Below are 17,853 nucleotides of genomic sequence, written 5' to 3'. Positions count from 1 at the left end.
CCCTATTCCTAACCCACCTCGCGGAGAAGGAACGTGCGACGTCGATCGAGCGAATTCGATCCCGTGCCAGCCCCTTATCAGCCGAACTTCCAGCCACGCTTGAACTGGTAGAAGACGTGCATGCCGATCTTCACGTTCTTCTTCATGCGCGGCGCCCAGTGCGGGTAGACGTAGGTGGCGTGGTAGTGGGTCGAGTAGCCGACCTCGGTCAGGTATTCCTTGCCCGAGATCACGTCCTTGGCGATGGCCATGGCCTGCTTCCACGACTTGTCGTCGTTGATCTTTTCCGGGATGCCGTCGCAGGCGAAGGAGAACTGGCAGGCGTTGCGCTTACTCTGGTTCTGGAACACCACGCCGCAGATGGTGTCGGGGTAGAGCTTATGGGCGACGCGGTTCATCACCACCTGCCCCACCGCCACCTGGCCGCGATAGCTCTCGCCGCGGGATTCGAAATAGATGGCCGTGGCCATGCACCAGACTTCCTTGTCGGAAACCTTCTTGCCCGACTTGTTCAACACCGAACCGTCGAACACCGTTGCCGGCAAGTCGGCGCGCGCATAGGCGAGCTTCTGCGACATGGTGTGCGGCATCGGCACATCGCTGCCGGTACCGGCAAGCCCCTCGATGGCGTCGAGCGCCGGCGAGGTCCAGGCGGGGTTCAGTGCGGCGACGGCGACCGGCATATCCTTGGGCAGCTTGGTGTCGCTCTTGGTCAGGTCCGAGAGGTCCGCCTTCGCTGTCTCAACTGTCTCCGGCGTAACCCCCTTGGGGTTGCGGGCGGCGGCGATTTTGGCGCGGATATCGGCAAAGCTGGCGGTCAGTTCGGCCAGCTCCACGGTGGGGCGGGCGCGATCCTGCTTGATGGCGCGGTTGGCGCCGACGAAGCTCTGCGACAGGAAGATGTTGTCGATCGAACCGGTGATGATCACATCGGTGCCGGAACGACTGAGGGTCGGCCGCGTTAAGCTGGCCTCGTATGCCGAAAGCGACCCGCCATCGGGGGCGTGTGCAGCGCCGGTCAAGCCGGCGACGGCGAAAACTGCGAGCGCGAAACCTGCGCATGTCTTGAGCACGGCGAGCTCATTGCGAGCCCGACGCGTCGGGGTGGTCCGGTACTGGGCCATCAGAACGCTTTACTATCCACGCGAACGCAACAAACGACGCGCCGGCAATCTAGATAAACTGTGACGCAAATGCCGGCTTTCGCGATAATGCGGGTTTAGGGTTAGCCGACCGTAAACAGGGGAAATTTGGCGTCAGGACGGGCCTGAGATGGCCTAGGCTGGGCCATATGCAGGCGAAATGGGGCAGCCAGGTTGACTTAAATGCCGCCCGTCACTGCGCCAAAGTCAGTCGCGCCACCGGCACCCGATAGGGCGAGCAGCTGACGTAATCGACGTCCAGCCGCGAGAAGAACCACAGCGAGGCGGGGTCGCCGGCATGCTCGCCGCAGATGCCGATCTTCAAGTTCGGGTTGGCCCGCTTGCCGCGATCGATCGCCATGGTGATCATCTCGCCGACGCCCTTCTGATCGAGCGTCACGAACGGATCGAGGTCGTAAAGCCCCTTGCGCTGGTAGGCCGAGAGGAAAGCCGGGGCATCGTCGCGGCTGATGCCATAGGTGGTCTGGGTCAGGTCGTTGGTGCCGAACGAGAAGAAGTCGACATGTTCGGCGATATCCCCGGCCCGCAGCGCGGCGCGCGGCAGCTCGATCATCGTGCCGAAAGCGAAGCGTTCCCGCGCTGCCGGCGGCAGGCCAGCCTGCTCGACGATGGCATAGGTCTGGCGCTTGACCTCCACCACCTCTGAGACCGTCGAGACGAACGGCACCATCACTTCGAGCGTCACCGGTTCCGATTGCCTCGCGGACGCCGCCCGCACCCCGGCGCACAGCGCCTCGATCTGCATCTTTAGGATCTCGGGATAGGTGATGGCGAGCCGCACGCCGCGATGGCCCAGCATCGGATTGATCTCGGCGATGCGGTCGAGCCGCAGCTTCAGCGCCCGGACCTCGAGACCTAGCGACTGAGCCGTCTCGTCGATGTCCTCGTCGGTGCGCGGCAGGAACTCGTGCAGCGGCGGATCGAACAGCCGCACCGTCACCGGCCGGCCCTTCATCGCCATGAAGATCGCCGAATAGTCCTCGGTCTGGAAGTCGACGAGCCCGGTCAGCGCCTTGGCGCGATCGTCGGCATCCTCCGAGAGGATCAGCCGGCGCAGCGCCACGAGGCGCTCGCGCGAGAAGAACATGTGCTCGGAACGGGCCAGCCCGATACCCTCTGCCCCAAAACTCAGCGCGGTGTTCACCGCCTCGACCGTCTCGGCGTTGGCCCGCACCTTGATCCGGCGCGAGGCGTCCGACCAGCCGAGGAGCTTGCCCATGGCGCCGCCGATATGCGGCTGGGCCAGCGGCAGCGCACCGAGATAGACCGAGCCGTCGGTGCCATCGATGGTGATGCGATCGCCCTGCCGGAACTCCCGCGAGCCGATCCGGCAGGTCAGCTCGGCGAGGTTGACGCTGAGCGTCCGCACCCCGGCGACACAGGGTTTGCCGGTGATGCGAGCCACGACGCCGGCATGGCTGGTCATGCCACCACGCGCCGTCAGGATGCCGGTTGCCGCCTTCATCCCCTCGATGTCGGTGGGGCCGGTTTCGGTGACGACGAGGATGCAGTGACGCCCCCGCGCCTTCATGCGCGCCGCGTCTTCGGAGTTGAAGACGATGACGCCGCTGGCCGCGCCCGGCGAGACGCCGAGGCCATTGGCGAGCACGGTGGCGCTTTCCGGCGAGCGCAGCCGCGGGTGCAGCATCTGCTGCAGGCGGGCCGGATCGATATGGGTCACCGCCTCGCGCTGCGTCCAGCGTCCGCGCGCCACGCGATCAACGGCGGCCTCCAGTTCGGCGGCCGCCGAAGCCGGCGCGGCGCGGGCCGAGAGCAGACGGATGGTGTCACCCTCGACGGAGACGAGACAGCTCAGATGCTGGCCGGCCGCCGCATCGAGCAGATCGACGAAGGCGGTGGCCGAAGCCGGCAGCGGGCCGAATGGCGTGCCGTTCACCGGCGCCGGACCGAGCGCGCCAGTCTGGGCGTCGCGGGTCAGGAACTGCCGGACATCGCCATCGGCCATCGCCTGGATGATGACAATCTGGCGCTCCGGCCGCGGATCGAAGCTGGCGTAGGAGGCAAACGCGTCGGAGATCGCCCGCGCCAGCGGCCGAGCCGGATCGACCGACTCAGCCTCGTTGGCAGGGGGGCTCAGCCCGGGCCGGGCCGGCATCAGCCCGGCGCTATGCGCGGCGCTCGAGGTGCGCACCACCAGGGCCGGCGGGCGCCCGTTGCGACCAACCAGCCGGAACAGCGTCGCCACCCAGTGGACCCGCAGCCGGTCATCATGCGCCTTGCGCTCTTCCTGGAGCGCATTCCAGGCGGCGCGGCTGATCACAATGGTTGGGGCGACGGGTAGCCCGGCATTGGCGGCGCGGCTCAGCCACAGCGCCTTGCCGACCAACAACCCATCCTGGATGGCGGAAAGGTTCGCCTTGCCCGTGGCGGGCGCGATTGCGAACATTTCCATTGCGAGGGTCACCTGGACACCTTCCGACCAACTTTAGCGAAACATATTGCCGTTCAGGCCGTTGCACCGCAACTGCACACTTCAGACCCCGCTTGGGATCGCGTGCCGCACGCTTTGGTCGCGGCGCTCACAGCTTGACTTGCCCGGTCATTGAACGCATCTGCTCTCCTATGCAAACAAGGCCGCACTTGGACATTACGCTATGTGCGCCGCGCGGATTCTGCGCCGGCGTCGATCGCGCCATTCAGATCGTCGAGCTGGCGCTGGAGCGCTATGGCGCGCCGGTCTATGTGCGCCATGCGATCGTGCACAACAAATACGTGGTCGACGGGCTGAAGCAGAAGGGCGCGGTGTTCGTCGAAGAGCTCGACGAGATCCCCGATACCGGCGCTCCGGTGGTGTTTTCGGCGCATGGCGTGCCGAAGTCGGTTCCCGCCGGCGCCAAGGCGCGCAACATGTTTTTCCTCGATGCGACGTGCCCACTGGTGTCGAAGGTCCATATCGAGGCCAACCGGCATCACAATGAGGGCCGCGAGATCGTGCTGATCGGCCATGCCGGGCATGTCGAAGTGATCGGCACCATGGGCCAGCTGGTCGATGGCGCCATCACCCTGATCCAGACGGTCGAGGAAGCCGAAACCTTTGTGCCGCGCGATCCGGAAAAGCTCGCCTATGTGACGCAGACGACGCTCAGCGTCGATGACACCTCGGCGATCGTCGACGTGCTGCGCCGCCGCTTCCCGGCGATCGCGCTGCCGCACAAGGAAGACATCTGCTACGCCACCACTAACCGCCAGGAAGCAGTGAAGCAGGTGGCGCCGCATGTCGACGCGATGATCGTGGTGGGTGCGCCCGAATCGTCCAACTCGGTCCGGCTGGTCGAAGTGGCGCAGCGGGTCGGCTGCGCCAATGCCTCGCTGGTCGAGCGCGCCGACAAGATCGACTGGAGCCGCTTCGCAGGGATCAAGACGCTCGGCATCACCGCCGGCGCCTCGGCGCCCGAGACCCTGGTCGACGAGGTGATCGAGGCCTTTGCGCAGCGCTTCGATATCGCGGTCAGCGCCAGTGGCGAACAGCGCGAGCGCATCGTCTTCAACCTCCCCCGCGAACTCCGAGCCCAGCCTGCAGCATGACCGACCTGACGCTTCTCGAAACCGACCGGCTGGTGCTCTCCGGCTGGCGCACCGACCAGATCGACGATCTCTACCGCCTGCATGGCGATCCGACCGTGGCGCGTTATCTCACCGGACATGGCCGGCCCTGGACGACCGAGGAGATGGACCAGGCGCTCGCCCACTGGATCGCCCTGTTCGAGCGACAGAAGATGGGGAAGCTCAGGGTGACGCGAAAAGCTGACGGGGTGCTGGTGGGGCGTTGCGGCTTCGGCGTCTACGGGGTCGAGGAAATCCCGGAGATCGGCTACTCGCTCTATCCGGAGTTCTGGGGCAATGGCTACGTCCTCGAGGCGGCGAGCGGGCTCAGGGATTGGTATTGGCGCGAGACCGACCGCGACCATTTCCTCGGCATGGCGGACGCGCGCAACGAGGCCTCGCTGAAGGTGCTGCGCAAGCTCGGCGGCGTCTACACCCACACGGGCGACAGCTACGACCACCCCGATGTCGAGTTCTATCGCTACGACCGGCCGGCCGCATGAACTCGGTCATCATCCACACTGACGGCGCGTGCTCGGGCAATCCCGGCCCGGGGGGCTGGGGCGCCGTGCTGCAATACGGCGATACGGTCAAGGAACTGAAGGGCGGCGCGCCGCTCACCACCAACAACCAGATGGAACTGACCGCTGCCATCGAGGCGCTGACGGCGCTGAAACGCCCGTGCGAGATCGAGCTCCACACCGACAGCAACTACGTCAAGGACGGGCTGACCAAGTGGATCCACGGCTGGAAGAAGAACGGCTGGCGCACCGCAGACAAGAAGCCGGTCAAGAATGTCGAACTGTGGCAGGCCCTCGACGCCGCTACGCAGCGCCACAAGATCAACTGGCACTGGGTCAAAGGCCATAACGGCGACGAAATGAACGAACGCGCCGACCAGCTCGCCAACGAAGGCATGGAGCCGTTCAAGGGCAAGCGTCGCAAGCCCGAAGGCCTGATGCCGCCGGTCTAGGTTTCACCATCGAGCTGCACCAAACGGTGGTGGGGCCGACTCTGGCCCCACCACCGGGTCGCGGTCGTGCCGTTCGCCCGTGAGATCACCGAGGCTACGCCCTTGCCTCCACCGCCCGCCGCGCCGATAATCCGCGCCATGCGCCCGCTCCTTGCCGCCGCCGCCCTTCTGCTCCTCGCCACCCCTGCCCTGGCGCAGTTTCCACCGCCGGGCGTGTATGAGTGCGTCAGCGAGAATGGCGCCAACCTCGGTGAACTCACGCTGTTCGTGGCAGGCGACTATTCGTTCAAGAATGTCGATGGCAACAGCGCGAGCGGCCAGGTTGCCTCCGCCGGGACCGACGTGAACCCGCTCTCCGGCCCACTCAAGGACATGCAGCTTATCGGTGTGTTCGGCACCGACGACGCCGGCAAGACCACGTTCCGCTTCACCGGCGCCGATGGGCTTGAAGTGAGCTGCCAGTAGCGTCGCCAACCTCAGTCCCCAGCTATTCGCGAGCGCAGCTTCCGCGACTCTTGCTGTTGCGCTAGCCTCACGCCTGGGTCGGCATTCAACATTGAGATATTGGGGCATTTCATGGGCGTTAGTCTGTTTGTACATTCCGTCCGCCTGGTGCTGGGCGATTGGCGCAATGCCTTGAAGATCACTGGGCTGCTCTACCTGATCTACGCTGTCCCGGCGCTGGTCTTTGCCCTGCTGTTTCCGACGCCGGTGCAACCCGAGCAGGCCATGGCAGCGCTGGGCAGCGGCGGTTTCCTGGGCCTCATCACAGCCATCCTCGCCATCGTGGCGTTCGTCTGGGTGGCGGTGGCCTGGCACCGCTACGTGCTGCTCGACGAGATGCCTGCCGGGCAGTTTCCGGAGTTCAACAGCAGCCGGCTGCTGTCCTATGGCGGCTATTCGCTGCTGATCGGCCTGATCGGCTTCGTGCTGTCGTTCATCGTCTCGGCCGTGGTGGGGATCATCGCGATCCCGCTGCTGAACGTGGTCGGCGTTTTCCTCACCGGCCTGCTCGCTCTCGCGGCGGTGCTGATCATCGGCTACCGGCTTGCGCCGATCCTGCCCTCGATCGCCATCGGCAAACCAATCACCCTGCGGCAGGCCTGGGAGGCAACCAACAGCGCCAACGTACCGATCATCGTCCTGGCGGTGCTCTCGGCGGTTGCGGCGCTGGTCATCGACATCCCGGCCTTCATCTTCGCCATGGCCGGCCCGATCGGCGGCTTCCTCGCCGTACTGTGGACGCTGGCCACTGGCTGGGTGAAAATGATCGTCGGCGTCAGCATCCTGACCACGCTTTACGGCCACTATATCGAAGGCCGCGCGATCCCGTCGGCGACGGCACAGGCCTGAGGCAGACGACGGGCCTAACGCATTCTTGGGAAAGCGCCTGTCCTCGCGCAGGCAGATCGCAGACTTTCACCTCGAAAGCGGATCAGACACGTCTGGCTGTTATCCGAGTGGGCCCTGCCCTTCCCCCAACCACGGTGTCTCCCGGCCTTCGCCGGGGTGACACTGGGGGTGAGGAAAGCTCGGTGCCCCCAGCTGATCAGACATCACCAAAGCGCCGGGACCGGACAGTTCGTGGCGTTACTCCGCCCCGCCGCCCGCCGTCTGCAGCCAGGCGGCGCCGCATTCCTTGGCCAGCTCGCGGATGCGCAGGATGTAGCTCTGGCGCTCCTGCACCGAGATCACGCCGCGCGCGTCCAGCAGGTTGAAGTTGTGGCTAGCCTTGATGACCTGCTCATAGGCGGGGACCGCCATGGTCTGGCGATTGCCGTCGGCGCCCTTCTTCAGGATGGCACGGCACTCTTCCTCGGCATCCCTGAAGTGCCGGAACAGCATCTCGGTATCGGCGGCCTCGAAATTGTATTTCGAGAACTCCTGCTCGTTCTGCAGGAAGATATCGCCGTAGGTGACCTTGTCCTCGCCTTCGCGGCCATTGAAGTTGAGGTCGTAGACGTTCTCGACACCCTGCACATACATGGCGAGGCGCTCGAGGCCGTAGGTGATCTCGCCCGGCACGGGCTTGGTCTCGAAGCCGGCGACCTGCTGGAAATAGGTGAACTGGCTGACTTCCATGCCGTCGCACCAGCATTCCCAGCCGAGGCCCCAGGCGCCCAGCGTCGGGCTCTCCCAATCGTCTTCGACGAAGCGGATATCGTGCAGGCTGGAATCGAGACCGATCTCGGCCAGCGACTGCAGATAGAGCTCCTGGATATTGTCCGGCGACGGCTTCAGGATCACCTGGAACTGATAGTAGTGCTGCAGCCGGTTGGGGTTTTCACCGTAGCGTCCATCCTTGGGGCGGCGCGAGGGCTGCACATAGGCGGCCTTCCACGGCTTCGGCCCCAGCGCCCTGAGTGTCGTCGCGGTGTGGAACGTGCCGGCGCCCATCTGCATGTCGTATGGCTGCAGGATCACGCAACCCTGCTCCGCCCAGAAGCGCTGCAGCGTCAGGATCAGACCCTGGAACGAGTTCCTGGGGTCCATGTGGGCGGGCAAAGCGTCGGGCATCGGCTATATTCCGGGGTGCGAATGGCGGGCGGAACCTAGTTGGGCCAGCGCAGTGGGTCAATTCCGCAGTTCATTCGGGGTGATGTCGCGTCGTCACGGGATAGCGCTCGGGATGGCGCGCCAGCTCCACCGCCTCCCACACCGCGACCAGCACGACAATACCAGTGGTCAGCGAGGAGAGCAGCAGCGGCGACAGCCCGATGGCGAACGGGTAGAGCGCGAGGACCGCCAGCAAGCCACCGAAGCGCGGCAGCGACCAGTGCCCGAACACCGCGAGTTTGAACAATGCCGCGCCCAAAAGGAACAAGGCCGGCCCGCCGATGAGCACCAGGATGGTCGCCGCCTCCAGGTGCCCCATCGGGTGCGCCAGCACGATTTCGTCGCCGACGGCCGAGACGACGATACCGGCAACCAGGAGGATGGGCACATAGGTGTAGGCCTGCCGCGCCACGCGGCCGGGATCGGACGAGTTGGAGATAGCCGCACTCGCGGCTTCCGCATGCTGGCCGAAGAAGATCCACCACATGGCAATCGACTGCAGCAGCGACACGGTCATGGCCAGTACGACGTCCGGCGTCCAGGCGAGCTGGGTGAAGCCAACGCCGGTGACGAGGACCGACTCGCCGAGCGCGATCATCACGAACAGCCCGCTGCGCTCCGCCATGTGGCCGCCATCGACGTCCCAATCCCGGGTATCGGCGCGCCCGAGGCCTGGAACCCAGAAACCGAGCGCCGGCGAGACGCTGTCGAGTGCCACGGCGATCAGCCAGCAGATGAGCCGGGCTTCGCCGCCAGCGAGTCCACCGACTACCCACAGCGCGGCGGAGGCGGCGTACCAGATGATGATGCGGATGAAGTTGCGATAGAGCGTCGGCCGGGCTCGCACCGCCCAGAGCATGAAAGCGGTGCGGCCGAGCTGGAAGACGGCGAAGGCGATGGCGAAGGCGAGGCCCCGATCGCCGAACGCCTCAGGCAGCGAGCTCGACATCACCAGCCCAATGCCCATCAGCACGAAGAGCATCAGCCGGACCAACGGCTTTTCAGGATCGAGCCAGTTGGTGATCCAGGCGGTGTCGATCCACGCCCACCAGATCGCTAGCAGCAGGAGCGCGGCTTCGAGCGCACCAAGCCAGGTCAGGTGCTCGACCAGCGCGTGGGAAATCTGGGTGACGGCGATGACAAAGACGAGGTCGAAGAACAGCTCGACCGAGGTCACCTGCGCATGATGCTCCGAGCGCCGACTGCGCAGTAATGTGCCGACCATGCTCGCGACTCCAAAATCCGCGAGAAGGCTAGCGGCCGGCAGTGGGCTTGTCGTCGGTAATCTAGCGGCCGTCGTCCTCGGGCGGCCGGAACTTGCCGTCCTTGTCGCGCTTCAAAGTGATGACATCAGGTTGCTGGCGTTCGCGCAGGTCGCGCTCGTGGCGCTCCTTATCGAGCTGCTTGAACTGGCCGGTCCAATCCCGCCAGATCTTCCTGATCCCCCACAGGATCAACAGGATGATCGCGCCAAAGATCAGGATGCGGAGCAACGTGCCGGTCATCGCTTAGAGCCCCAGCCGGGCCCAGACAGAGCGATCCTCGATGCTGGCGGCGATGTCGCCGGTCAGCGCCGCAAGACCCACTCGCGGCAGCGTCAGCAGTCCGCGCTTGGGCGCAATCGGCAACAGCTCGACCTTGTCGCCGAAGCGGCTCTGCAGCACCTCGTGCAGGTCGCCGAGGCCATCGACCAGGCCGAGCTCGAGCCCCTTCACGCCGCTCCAGAACTCACCGGTGAACAGCTGATCGTCCGAGGCCTTCAGGCGCTCGCCGCGGCGCTGCTTCACCCAGTCGATGAAGACCTGGTGGATCTCGCTTTCCATCTGCTTGATCCGCTCCACGTCCTCCGGTTTCTCGGGCAGGAACGGATCGAGCGTCGACTTGTTGCGGCCGGCGGTGTGAACGCGGCGGTCGACGCCCACCTTCTTCAGGGTTTCGACGAAACCGAAGCTGGCGAAGATCACTCCGATCGAGCCGACGATCGAGGAGGGGTCGGCGATGATCTCGTCACCGGCAGTGGCAATGAAATAACCGCCTGATGCCGCCGCGTCCTCGACGAACACCAGCACGGGCTTGTGGTGCTCGTCGGCGAGGTCGCGGATGCGCTTGGAGATCAGCCGCGACTGCACAGCCGAGCCACCCGGTGAGTTGATGATGATGGCAACCGCAGGGGCGGATTTCACGGCGAAGGCGCGCTTCAGCAGCGGCGCCACCGTCTCAATGTTCAGCCGACCCGGGCGCTGGTCCGCAGCGATCACGCCATGCAGGCGCACCACCGGGACGACCGGACCGGTCTGCCCCATCTTGCGCTTGATCCAGGACCGCAAACCCATGTGACGCCTCGCTTTTGACCGGGCACATGTATGTGCCCCGCGCCGGGATTACCAGATGAGGCGCGCGGTGCCGCGGAAGATGGCGTCGAACTCCGGCCGGAAGCCGCGCCCCTCGGCTTCGTGCATCGCCCGCGCCGCCAGCAAGGCGAACGGGGCGCGCGAGCCCTTGATGCCACGGATCAGCACCCGGCTGGCCGCCTCGCCCTCGCGCGGCAGCAGGGGCAACACAGCGACGGCGCCGAAGCGCTGGGTGAACGCCGCCAAAAGCAGCGGCAGCGCCTCGGCGACGTGGATGAAGATTACCTCGCCACCCGGCGCGGCGTGGGTCGCCGCGGTCTTCACCCATTTGTCGAGCGCAGCATCATCCATGTGCCGCGCGCCAGCCCGGGCGCGGGTCGGCGCGGAGCCTCGCGCTGGATCGAAGAAGGGCGGGTTGGCGATGACGGTGCTGAAATGGTCGGCGGTAAGCCCCGCAGCGGCCCGCAGCCGGCCGGGCGCCGTCAGGTCGAGCGTCAGCACCCTGGCGCGCTCGGCCATGCCGTTGCCGTGAGCATTGAGGCCGGCCAGCGCGGCCATCCCCGGATCGGCTTCCAGCAGCGTCGCGTGGAGCTGCGGCAGGTCGGCCATAGCCACCAGTGACGCAGTACCAGCCCCGGCCCCAAGGTCGAGCAGGCTATGCGCATTGGCACGTATAGCGGCCCCGAGCAGCACCGAGTCCAACCCGGCTCGAAACCCTTTTTCCGGCTGCGACACGGTGAGGCGGCCACCCAAAAAGGCGTCGCGCGTCAGCGTTTGTTGTTTTACAAGATCAGTGGCTTCGTCTAGGGACATCGCACCATCGCGACAGTTCGCAGGCGCCCGACTATAGGGTGCCGGATGCGTAGCTCAAACCGGGGATTTCATGGCTCTATCGGCTGCAGCGGCAAACGAGGCGATGACCAGCGCCGGCGCGCTCGACCGGCTGCTCGACGCGACCCGGCCGGGCATGGATCGGGTCAATGCGATGATCCTCGAAAGGGCCAGTTCGCATGTCGAGCTGGTGCCCGAGGTGGCGCGTTACCTGATCGATTCCGGCGGCAAGCGCCTGAGGCCGATGCTGACGATCGCGGCGGCCATGCTGTTCGGCAAGGCCAATGGCAGCGAGGTCAACTTCGCCGCCGCGGTCGAGTTCATGCACAATGCCACGCTGCTCCACGATGACGTGGTCGATGAGAGCGACATGCGCCGCGGTCGCGCCGCCGCACGCATGAAGTGGGGCAACCAGGCAAGCGTCCTGGTCGGCGATTTCCTGCTCGGGCAGGCCTTCATGATGATGGTCGATACCGGCAACATCGCCGCGCTCAAGGTGATCGCCGAGGCCGCGACCATCATCGCCGAGGGCGAAGTGCTGCAGCTCGCCAAGACCCGCGATCTCAGCGCCAGCGCCGCCGACTATGACGAAGTGATCGGCGCCAAGACCGCCAAGCTGTTTGAAGCGGCGACCGAAGTGGGCGCCATGGCCGGTGGCGCCGACGCCGTGGGCCGCGAGGCGCTCCACCGCTACGGCCGCGAGCTCGGTTTCGCCTTCCAGCTGGTCGACGACGTGCTCGACTATCGCGGCGAGGCCGGCACGCTCGGCAAGAATACCGGCGATGACCTGCGCGAGGGCAAGATGACCCTGCCGGTGATCCTCGCCCTGCAGCAGGCGACACCGGCCGAGCGCGAGATCATCGCCAAGACGCTGGGCTCTGTCGATGCCGGCGAAGCACAGCTCAAGCAGGTGGTGGCGATCTTCGAGCGCTACGACACACTGGGCCGCACCATCGAGCAGGCGTTTACCCACGCCCACCGCGCCCGCGAAGCGCTCAAGCCGCTGCCGCCCGGCGAGATGAAGGCCCTGCTCGGCGACATCGCCGAGTTCACCGTCGCCCGCGCGTACTAGTACTTATCGCCAGCACTGCGGCACCGCGGCCAACATTGTGGCCGCCGTGCAACATCTCGCCCCGTTTTGCACTGAGTCCCGCCACATGTGATTAGACTCCGCTATTCCGCCCTCGTATCAGGGGACATCGGAATGGGGAGACGACTATGTGGACCAAGACGAAGATTGTATTCTCAAGCGTATTACTGTTGAGCGCGGCAGGCGTCGCGAACGCAGCAGACCTGATTGTTGAAGATGCCCCGGTGGCGGAGATTGCAGCGCTTGGTGACTGGACCGGCGCTTATGTCGGCGGCAACATTGGCTGGAGCGCCGGCACTGTCAATTGGGAGATCGCTGGTGGCGGGCCGCCGGACGGCTCGTATGACCTCGACGGCTTCTCGGTCGGTGTTCAGGGCGGTTACAACTGGCAGATGGACAACGTCGTCTTCGGTATTGAGGGCGACGTGGCACTGGCCAGCATCTACGGTGAAGATCTGAGCATCCCGGCCAATCGCACCATCAATTGGACTGCCTCGCTGCGTGGCCGCCTCGGCTATGCGTGGGACGCGGTCTTGCTTTACGCCACGGCTGGCGTGGCCGTTGCCAATAGCACCGGCGAGGTGTTCCTGATCGACGATGTCACTGAGACTCATGTTGGCTGGACTGTTGGCGTTGGCGCCGAAGCAATGGTCAGCGAGAACGTCTCCGCCAAGCTCGAATACAACTACGCTGACTACGGCGCCGTGACCTATGACTACTTCCTTGGCGCCTTGCCGGTGGATACGGGTTTCACGACCCACACCGTAAAGGCCGGCGTGAACTTCCACTTCTGATCCGTTCCGATCAGCAAGTTTCGCAGCGGCCCCTTCGGGGGCCGTTGTCGTTTCAGCTGATCACCGGCGCCGCGGCCACCCAGAACTGGGGGTATCTTGCCCGCATGTCGTGCGCGGCCTGGTGCGCCTGGGCGGCCGAGCCGAACAGGCCGAACACGGTGCCGCCCGAGCCCGACATGCGGGCCAGCGCGCAACCATCGAGCACCCGCATCTGGCGCAGCAGTTCGCCGATCGCCGGCACCAGGCCGATGGCGGCTAGCTCGAGGTCGTTGCGGGTCTCGGCCAGCCACAGCCCGAGCTGCGCCGGCCGGGTCAGCGGCTGCGGCAAGGCGGGCATCGGCGGGTTGCTGCGCTGCTCGAGCCGGCGGAACACATCGGCGGTGACTACCGGCACCAGTGGATTGACCAGCACCAGGTGGGTCGCCGGAAAGCTGCGCAGCGGGTGGATGATCTCGCCGACGCCGCGCACCTCTGAGGGTTGCGACAAGAGGCATACGGGCACGTCCGCGCCAAGCGTCAGCGCCAGCGCACTGAGCTCGACGAGTTCGAGGTCGCCGCCTGCCATGCCGGCCAGCAGGCGGAGCATCGCGGCAGCATCGGCCGAGCCGCCGCCGATCCCCGCCGCGACCGGCAGGTTCTTGGTGAGTGCGATATCGAGACCATCCGGCAGGCGGCCCGGCCAGCGGGTGCGGAACGCCTTCACGGCGCGCATCACAAGGTTGGAATCACCACCGCCCGCTGCCGCCGCAAACGGGCCGGTGACGCGCAGCCGGTCGGCCTTGGCCGGATGCGCCGACACCTCGTCGGCGACATCGACGAACACCACCAGGCTCTCGAGCTCGTGGTAACCGTCGGCGCGCCTGCCGGTCACATGCAAGGCCAGGTTGACCTTGGCGGGAGCCGCCTCGGAGACAGTGCCTTGCAGCATGCTACTGGGCGGGCGCAGCCTGACCTTCCGCTACCGGGCCGGCATCGGGGGCTGGCGCCACGGCATCGAGGCCGCCGGCGAGTTTCTTCGCCACCCGCTCCTTCACCGCCCCTTCCTGGTCGACGGCAGCGGCGATGTTCCACTGGAACTTCGCTTCGAGCTTGCGGCCGGCGCGCCAATAGGCATCGCCGAGATGGTCGTTGATTTCGGGGTCGGTCGAGCGCAGCTGCACCGCCATTTCGAGTTGCTTGACCGCATCATCGAAGCGGCCGAGGCGAAAGAAGGCCCAGCCCAGGCTATCGATGATGTAGCCATCGTTCGGCGCGGCGGCGACGGCCTTCTCGATCATGTCGAGCGCCGGCATCAGGTTCACCCCCTGATCGACCCAGCTATAGCCGAGATAGTTCAACACCTGCGGCTGGTCGGGGTTCAGCTCGAGCGCGCGCTTGAAATCGACCTCGGCCTTGTCCCACTGCTTGGCGCGCTCGAAGGCTATGCCGCGCACGTAGTAGAAGCGCCAATCGCCCGGGGCATCGCCGCCGGCGACATCAAGCGCCTTGGTATAGGTGTCGGCGGCCTCGGCATATTTCTGCGCGGCGCGCTGCATGTCGCCGAGCACCGACAGGGCCTCGAGATCATTGGGGTTCGTCGCGACGATATTGCCCAGCCGGCGCAGCGCTTCGTCGCGGTTGCCAGTGGCGCTGAGGTTCTCGGCGACGCGCACCACTGCCATCGGCTTCATCGGCGAATCCGCCGGCAGCTTGTCGTAGATGGCGTTGGCCGCATCGTGCTGGCCGGCGCCGTCCAGCAACTGGCCATAGACCAGGTCGATGACGTCGGACTTGGGGTCGAGATACATGCCCAGCTGCAGGAACACCGCGGACACATCCGGGCTCCCCTCACGCGCCAGCGCCACGCCCACCGAGTGGAACATCTCGGCGGCGCCCGCCTGCACATCGGCGGCGAACACGCCCGGCCGCTGCTTGTTATCGATCTTGGCCTTTACGGCAGCGATCAGCGGATGATCCAGCCCTTCGGACTCGAACTTGGCGATCACCTTCTCGGCTTCATCGAAGCGGCCGGCATTGCCCAGCATGCGCGAATAGGCCTCGACGATGCGCGCGACGAACGGGTCGGCTTCATAGGCCTTGGCGGCGAACTCCAGCGCCGCCTTGTTGTCCCCCTCGACATCGGCCATCAGCGCCCGGTGGAAGACCAGAAAGTCCTCGAGCCCGCCCTGCCCGATCTCGTCGAGCACGTTGTTGGCTTCAGTCTTTTTGCCGTCGCCGAGCAGCGCCCAGGCGCGCAGCAGCCCGCCGGTGATGCCGGCGAAAGTGTCGCCACCGACATTCTCGAGTTCCTTGGCCGCCGCGGCGTACCGACGCTGCTTCATCGCCTCGGTGCCGATGACGAGGCTCGCAAGGTCGTTGGGAGCACTGAGCTCGAGCAGGTGCTTGGCGACGCGCGAGGCATCCGACACCTGCCCGTTCGCAGCATAGGCGATGAAGCTCCGCTCGACGATGATCGGATTGTCCCAGTCGCCTTCCGCGGCAGCGCGGAAATAGCGCGCGGCGTCTTCGGTCCTGAGGTCGGAAAGCGCCTGCCGGCCGGCCAGATAGCTGCCGGTCACACTCTGATCCATCAGCGGGAAGGCCGCACTCGATTCGAGCGCCGCGGCGCCGCCGATGGTGAGCGCGACGGCGAGAAGGACGCCGGAAGCGAGACGGGCTTTGTGGGTCACGAGGCTCGATATCTCCGAGAAGGCAGGAAGCGGCTGACTAGCCCAAGAAACATGGGCGATTTTGCGACTGCGCCGCAAGAGGCAGGCACAATGAAGTGAGGATTCCAAGGTCAGTTGGATGCCCGGAACGCCGGTGGCTGTGGCCCGCGCCAGCCTATGAGACTGTCCTCACATGCCCGAGTAATTCGGCCCCGAGCCGCCCTCGGGCGGTACCCAGGTGATGTTCTGGGCGGGATCCTTGATGTCGCAGGTCTTGCAGTGGACGCAGTTGGCGGCGTGGATGCGGAACACCGGCGCCCCACCCTCCTCGGCCAGCTCGTAGACCCCCGCCGGGCAATAAAGCGGCGCCGGCTCGCCGTAGCGCGGCAGGTTCTCGCGCACCGGCAGGTCCGGATCGGCGAGCTTCAGATGCACGGGCTGGTCTTCGTCGTGGCTGAGATTGGCGAGATAGACCGAGGCCGCACGATCATAGGTCGTCGCGCCATCCGGCCGAGCATAGAGCCGCGGCGTCACCTCGGCGAGCGGCCGCAGCTTGGCAAAATCCGCCTTGTCGTGGCGCAGCGTGCCGAACGGCGAGACGCGGAACAGCGCCTCGCACCACATGTCGAAGCCACCCAGCAGCACACCGAGATAGGTGCCGAAGCGCGACCAGAACGGTTTGACGTTTCGGACCCGCTTCAGCTCGTCGCCGATGCCGGTGGCCAGGACGCTCTCGTTCAGGCCCTCGAGCGTATCGTACGCCCTGCCCTCGCCGATCGCCGCAGCGACCCGATCGGCAGTCGCCATGCCCGAGCGGATGGCATTGTGGATGGCCTTCAGTGCCGGCACGTTCATGAACCCGGCGGCGCAGCCGATCAGCGCGCCACCCGGAAACGCCAGATCGGGGACGGATTGCAACCCACCCGAGGTCATCGCCCGCGCGCCGTAGCTCAAGCGCCGGCCGCCTTCGAGCAGCCGGGCAATCGCCGGATGGGTCTTGAAGCGCTGGAACTCGCCGAAGGGCGAGAGCGTCGGGTCGCTGTAGCTCAGATGCACCGCGATACCGAGGTAGAGCTTGTTGCCGGCAGCATGGTAGGCGAAGCCGCCGCCTGAGGTGGCGTTGTCGAGCGGGAAGCCGAGATAGTGATCGACCCGCCCGGCCTCATGCCGATCCGGTGCGATCTCCCATACTTCCTTGATGCCCAGCCCGTAGAGCTGCGGATCATGCCGGGCGGCGAGGCCGAAATGGCCGATCAGGTGTTTGGCGAGCGAACCGCGCGCCCCTTCGCCGATCAGGGTGTACTTGGCCTTGAGGCCGATGCCGGCGGCGTAGGTGGATTTCGGGTTGCCGGCATGATCGACGCCGAGATCGCCGGTGATGATGCCCTCGATCCGGCCGCCTTCGCCGGTCAGTACATCCACCGCCGCCGTCATCGGGAAGATATCGACGCCGAGCCCCTGCGCCTGCTCGCCCAGCCACTTCACCAGATCGCCGAGGCTGACGATCACCGCGCCAGGCGTCTGCATCTGTGGCGGGATCATCAGTTGCGGCAGCGCGATATCGGCCGTGGCGGTGAGGAAGTGGAAGGTGTCGCGCGTCATCGCCGGGCCGACCGGCGCTCCCATGTCGCGCCAGCCCGGCAGCAGCGCATCGAGCCCCACCGGATTCATCACGGCGCCGGAGATGATGTGCCCACCCAGCTCGGCGGACTTTTCCACCACTGTGACGGCAAGCTGCGGCGCCACCTGCTTCAGCCGGATGGCGGCGCTGAGGCCCGCAGGACCGGCCCCGACGATCAGCACATCGGTCTCGAGGATCTCGCGATTGCCGGCGTCGGCCAAGGTCAGGTCCATTCACGGATGGCGGGAGAAAGCGGGCTGTG

The 17,853-nt window shown here is 65.9% G+C and carries 17 protein-coding genes; 7 read left to right on the top strand and 10 right to left on the bottom strand.

Features of this window, described 5'->3' with window-relative positions; all coding sequences use genetic code 11:
- Window positions 1–77: 77 nt before the first annotated feature.
- Both ASC89_RS09545 and ASC89_RS09540 read right to left on the bottom strand, forming a co-directional pair.
- On the bottom strand, window positions 78–1,073 hold the full coding sequence (locus ASC89_RS09545) for a cell wall hydrolase (protein ID WP_200940435.1): 996 nt from the start codon (window positions 1,071–1,073) through the stop codon (window positions 78–80).
- Between the two features lie 262 nt (window positions 1,074–1,335).
- Window positions 1,336–3,576, bottom strand: coding sequence for a putative PEP-binding protein (locus tag ASC89_RS09540; protein ID WP_055997065.1), 2,241 nt, complete (start codon window positions 3,574–3,576; stop codon window positions 1,336–1,338).
- Window positions 3,577–3,746: 170 nt separating this feature from the next.
- On the opposite strand from ASC89_RS09540, the gene ispH reads away from it, so the two are divergent.
- The 5 genes from ispH to ASC89_RS09515 all read left to right on the top strand — a co-directional run bounded on the left by ispH (window position 3,747) and on the right by ASC89_RS09515 (window position 7,053).
- Window positions 3,747–4,709, top strand: coding sequence for a 4-hydroxy-3-methylbut-2-enyl diphosphate reductase (ispH, locus tag ASC89_RS09535; RefSeq protein ID WP_055997063.1), 963 nt, complete (start codon window positions 3,747–3,749; stop codon window positions 4,707–4,709).
- Window positions 4,706–5,230: a GNAT family N-acetyltransferase gene (locus tag ASC89_RS09530; RefSeq protein ID WP_055997060.1), complete on the top strand. Its 525-nt coding sequence runs from the start codon at window positions 4,706–4,708 to the stop codon at window positions 5,228–5,230. Before ispH ends, ASC89_RS09530 begins: the two co-directional genes overlap by 4 nt.
- Complete coding sequence (rnhA, locus tag ASC89_RS09525; RefSeq protein ID WP_055885123.1) at window positions 5,227–5,700, top strand: ribonuclease HI; 474 nt, start codon at window positions 5,227–5,229, stop codon at window positions 5,698–5,700. Before ASC89_RS09530 ends, rnhA begins: the two co-directional genes overlap by 4 nt.
- Window positions 5,701–5,838: 138 nt before the next feature.
- Window positions 5,839–6,165, top strand: coding sequence for a hypothetical protein (locus ASC89_RS09520; RefSeq protein WP_055997057.1), 327 nt, complete (start codon window positions 5,839–5,841; stop codon window positions 6,163–6,165).
- Window positions 6,166–6,276: 111 nt separating this feature from the next.
- Window positions 6,277–7,053 carry a hypothetical protein gene (locus ASC89_RS09515; protein ID WP_055997054.1) on the top strand — a complete coding sequence of 259 codons (777 nt, stop codon included), beginning with the start codon at window positions 6,277–6,279 and terminating at the stop codon, window positions 7,051–7,053.
- Window positions 7,054–7,290: 237 nt separating this feature from the next.
- On the opposite strand, the gene ASC89_RS09510 is transcribed toward ASC89_RS09515, so the two are convergent.
- From ASC89_RS09510 to ASC89_RS09490, 5 genes are all read right to left on the bottom strand, one after another.
- Complete coding sequence (locus ASC89_RS09510) at window positions 7,291–8,217, bottom strand: glycine--tRNA ligase subunit alpha (RefSeq protein WP_055885117.1); 927 nt, start codon at window positions 8,215–8,217, stop codon at window positions 7,291–7,293.
- 70 nt (window positions 8,218–8,287) lie between these two features.
- On the bottom strand, window positions 8,288–9,481 hold the full coding sequence (locus ASC89_RS09505) for a low temperature requirement protein A (RefSeq protein ID WP_055997050.1): 1,194 nt from the start codon (window positions 9,479–9,481) through the stop codon (window positions 8,288–8,290).
- A gap of 61 nt (window positions 9,482–9,542) precedes the next feature.
- Window positions 9,543–9,761, bottom strand: coding sequence for a hypothetical protein (locus tag ASC89_RS09500; RefSeq protein WP_055997047.1), 219 nt, complete (start codon window positions 9,759–9,761; stop codon window positions 9,543–9,545).
- A gap of 3 nt (window positions 9,762–9,764) precedes the next feature.
- The gene (locus ASC89_RS09495; RefSeq protein ID WP_055997045.1) at window positions 9,765–10,589 is read right to left on the bottom strand and encodes a S49 family peptidase; all 825 of its coding nucleotides are present in this window, start codon (window positions 10,587–10,589) and stop codon (window positions 9,765–9,767) included.
- Window positions 10,590–10,637: 48 nt separating this feature from the next.
- Window positions 10,638–11,420, bottom strand: coding sequence for a tRNA1(Val) (adenine(37)-N6)-methyltransferase (locus ASC89_RS09490; protein WP_082533268.1), 783 nt, complete (start codon window positions 11,418–11,420; stop codon window positions 10,638–10,640).
- Window positions 11,421–11,490: 70 nt separating this feature from the next.
- Here ASC89_RS09490 and ASC89_RS09485 point away from each other — a divergent pair, with 70 nt between their 5' ends.
- Complete coding sequence (locus ASC89_RS09485; RefSeq protein WP_082528430.1) at window positions 11,491–12,510, top strand: polyprenyl synthetase family protein; 1,020 nt, start codon at window positions 11,491–11,493, stop codon at window positions 12,508–12,510.
- A 146-nt stretch (window positions 12,511–12,656) separates the two neighbouring features.
- Window positions 12,657–13,322, top strand: coding sequence for an outer membrane protein (locus ASC89_RS09480; protein ID WP_055997039.1), 666 nt, complete (start codon window positions 12,657–12,659; stop codon window positions 13,320–13,322).
- A gap of 52 nt (window positions 13,323–13,374) precedes the next feature.
- Here ASC89_RS09480 and ASC89_RS09475 read toward each other — a convergent pair whose 3' ends face one another.
- The 3 genes from ASC89_RS09475 to ASC89_RS09465 all read right to left on the bottom strand — a co-directional run bounded on the left by ASC89_RS09475 (window position 13,375) and on the right by ASC89_RS09465 (window position 17,824).
- Entirely contained in the window at window positions 13,375–14,250 is an 876-nt protein-coding gene (locus tag ASC89_RS09475) for a 4-(cytidine 5'-diphospho)-2-C-methyl-D-erythritol kinase (RefSeq protein ID WP_055885098.1), read from the bottom strand.
- Window position 14,251: 1 nt separating this feature from the next.
- Window positions 14,252–15,991, bottom strand: a complete 1,740-nt coding sequence (locus ASC89_RS09470) for a tetratricopeptide repeat protein (RefSeq protein WP_055997036.1) — start codon at window positions 15,989–15,991, stop codon at window positions 14,252–14,254.
- A 168-nt stretch (window positions 15,992–16,159) separates the two neighbouring features.
- Window positions 16,160–17,824, bottom strand: a complete 1,665-nt coding sequence (locus tag ASC89_RS09465; RefSeq protein WP_055997033.1) for an electron transfer flavoprotein-ubiquinone oxidoreductase — start codon at window positions 17,822–17,824, stop codon at window positions 16,160–16,162.
- Window positions 17,825–17,853 lie beyond the last annotated feature (29 nt).

It is taken from the genome of Devosia sp. Root413D1 (assembly GCF_001425235.1).
Taxonomy (GTDB): domain Bacteria; phylum Pseudomonadota; class Alphaproteobacteria; order Rhizobiales; family Devosiaceae; genus Devosia_A.
The sequence above is the reverse complement of the archived record's forward strand: the minus strand, read 5'-3'. Positions and strand labels throughout refer to the sequence as shown.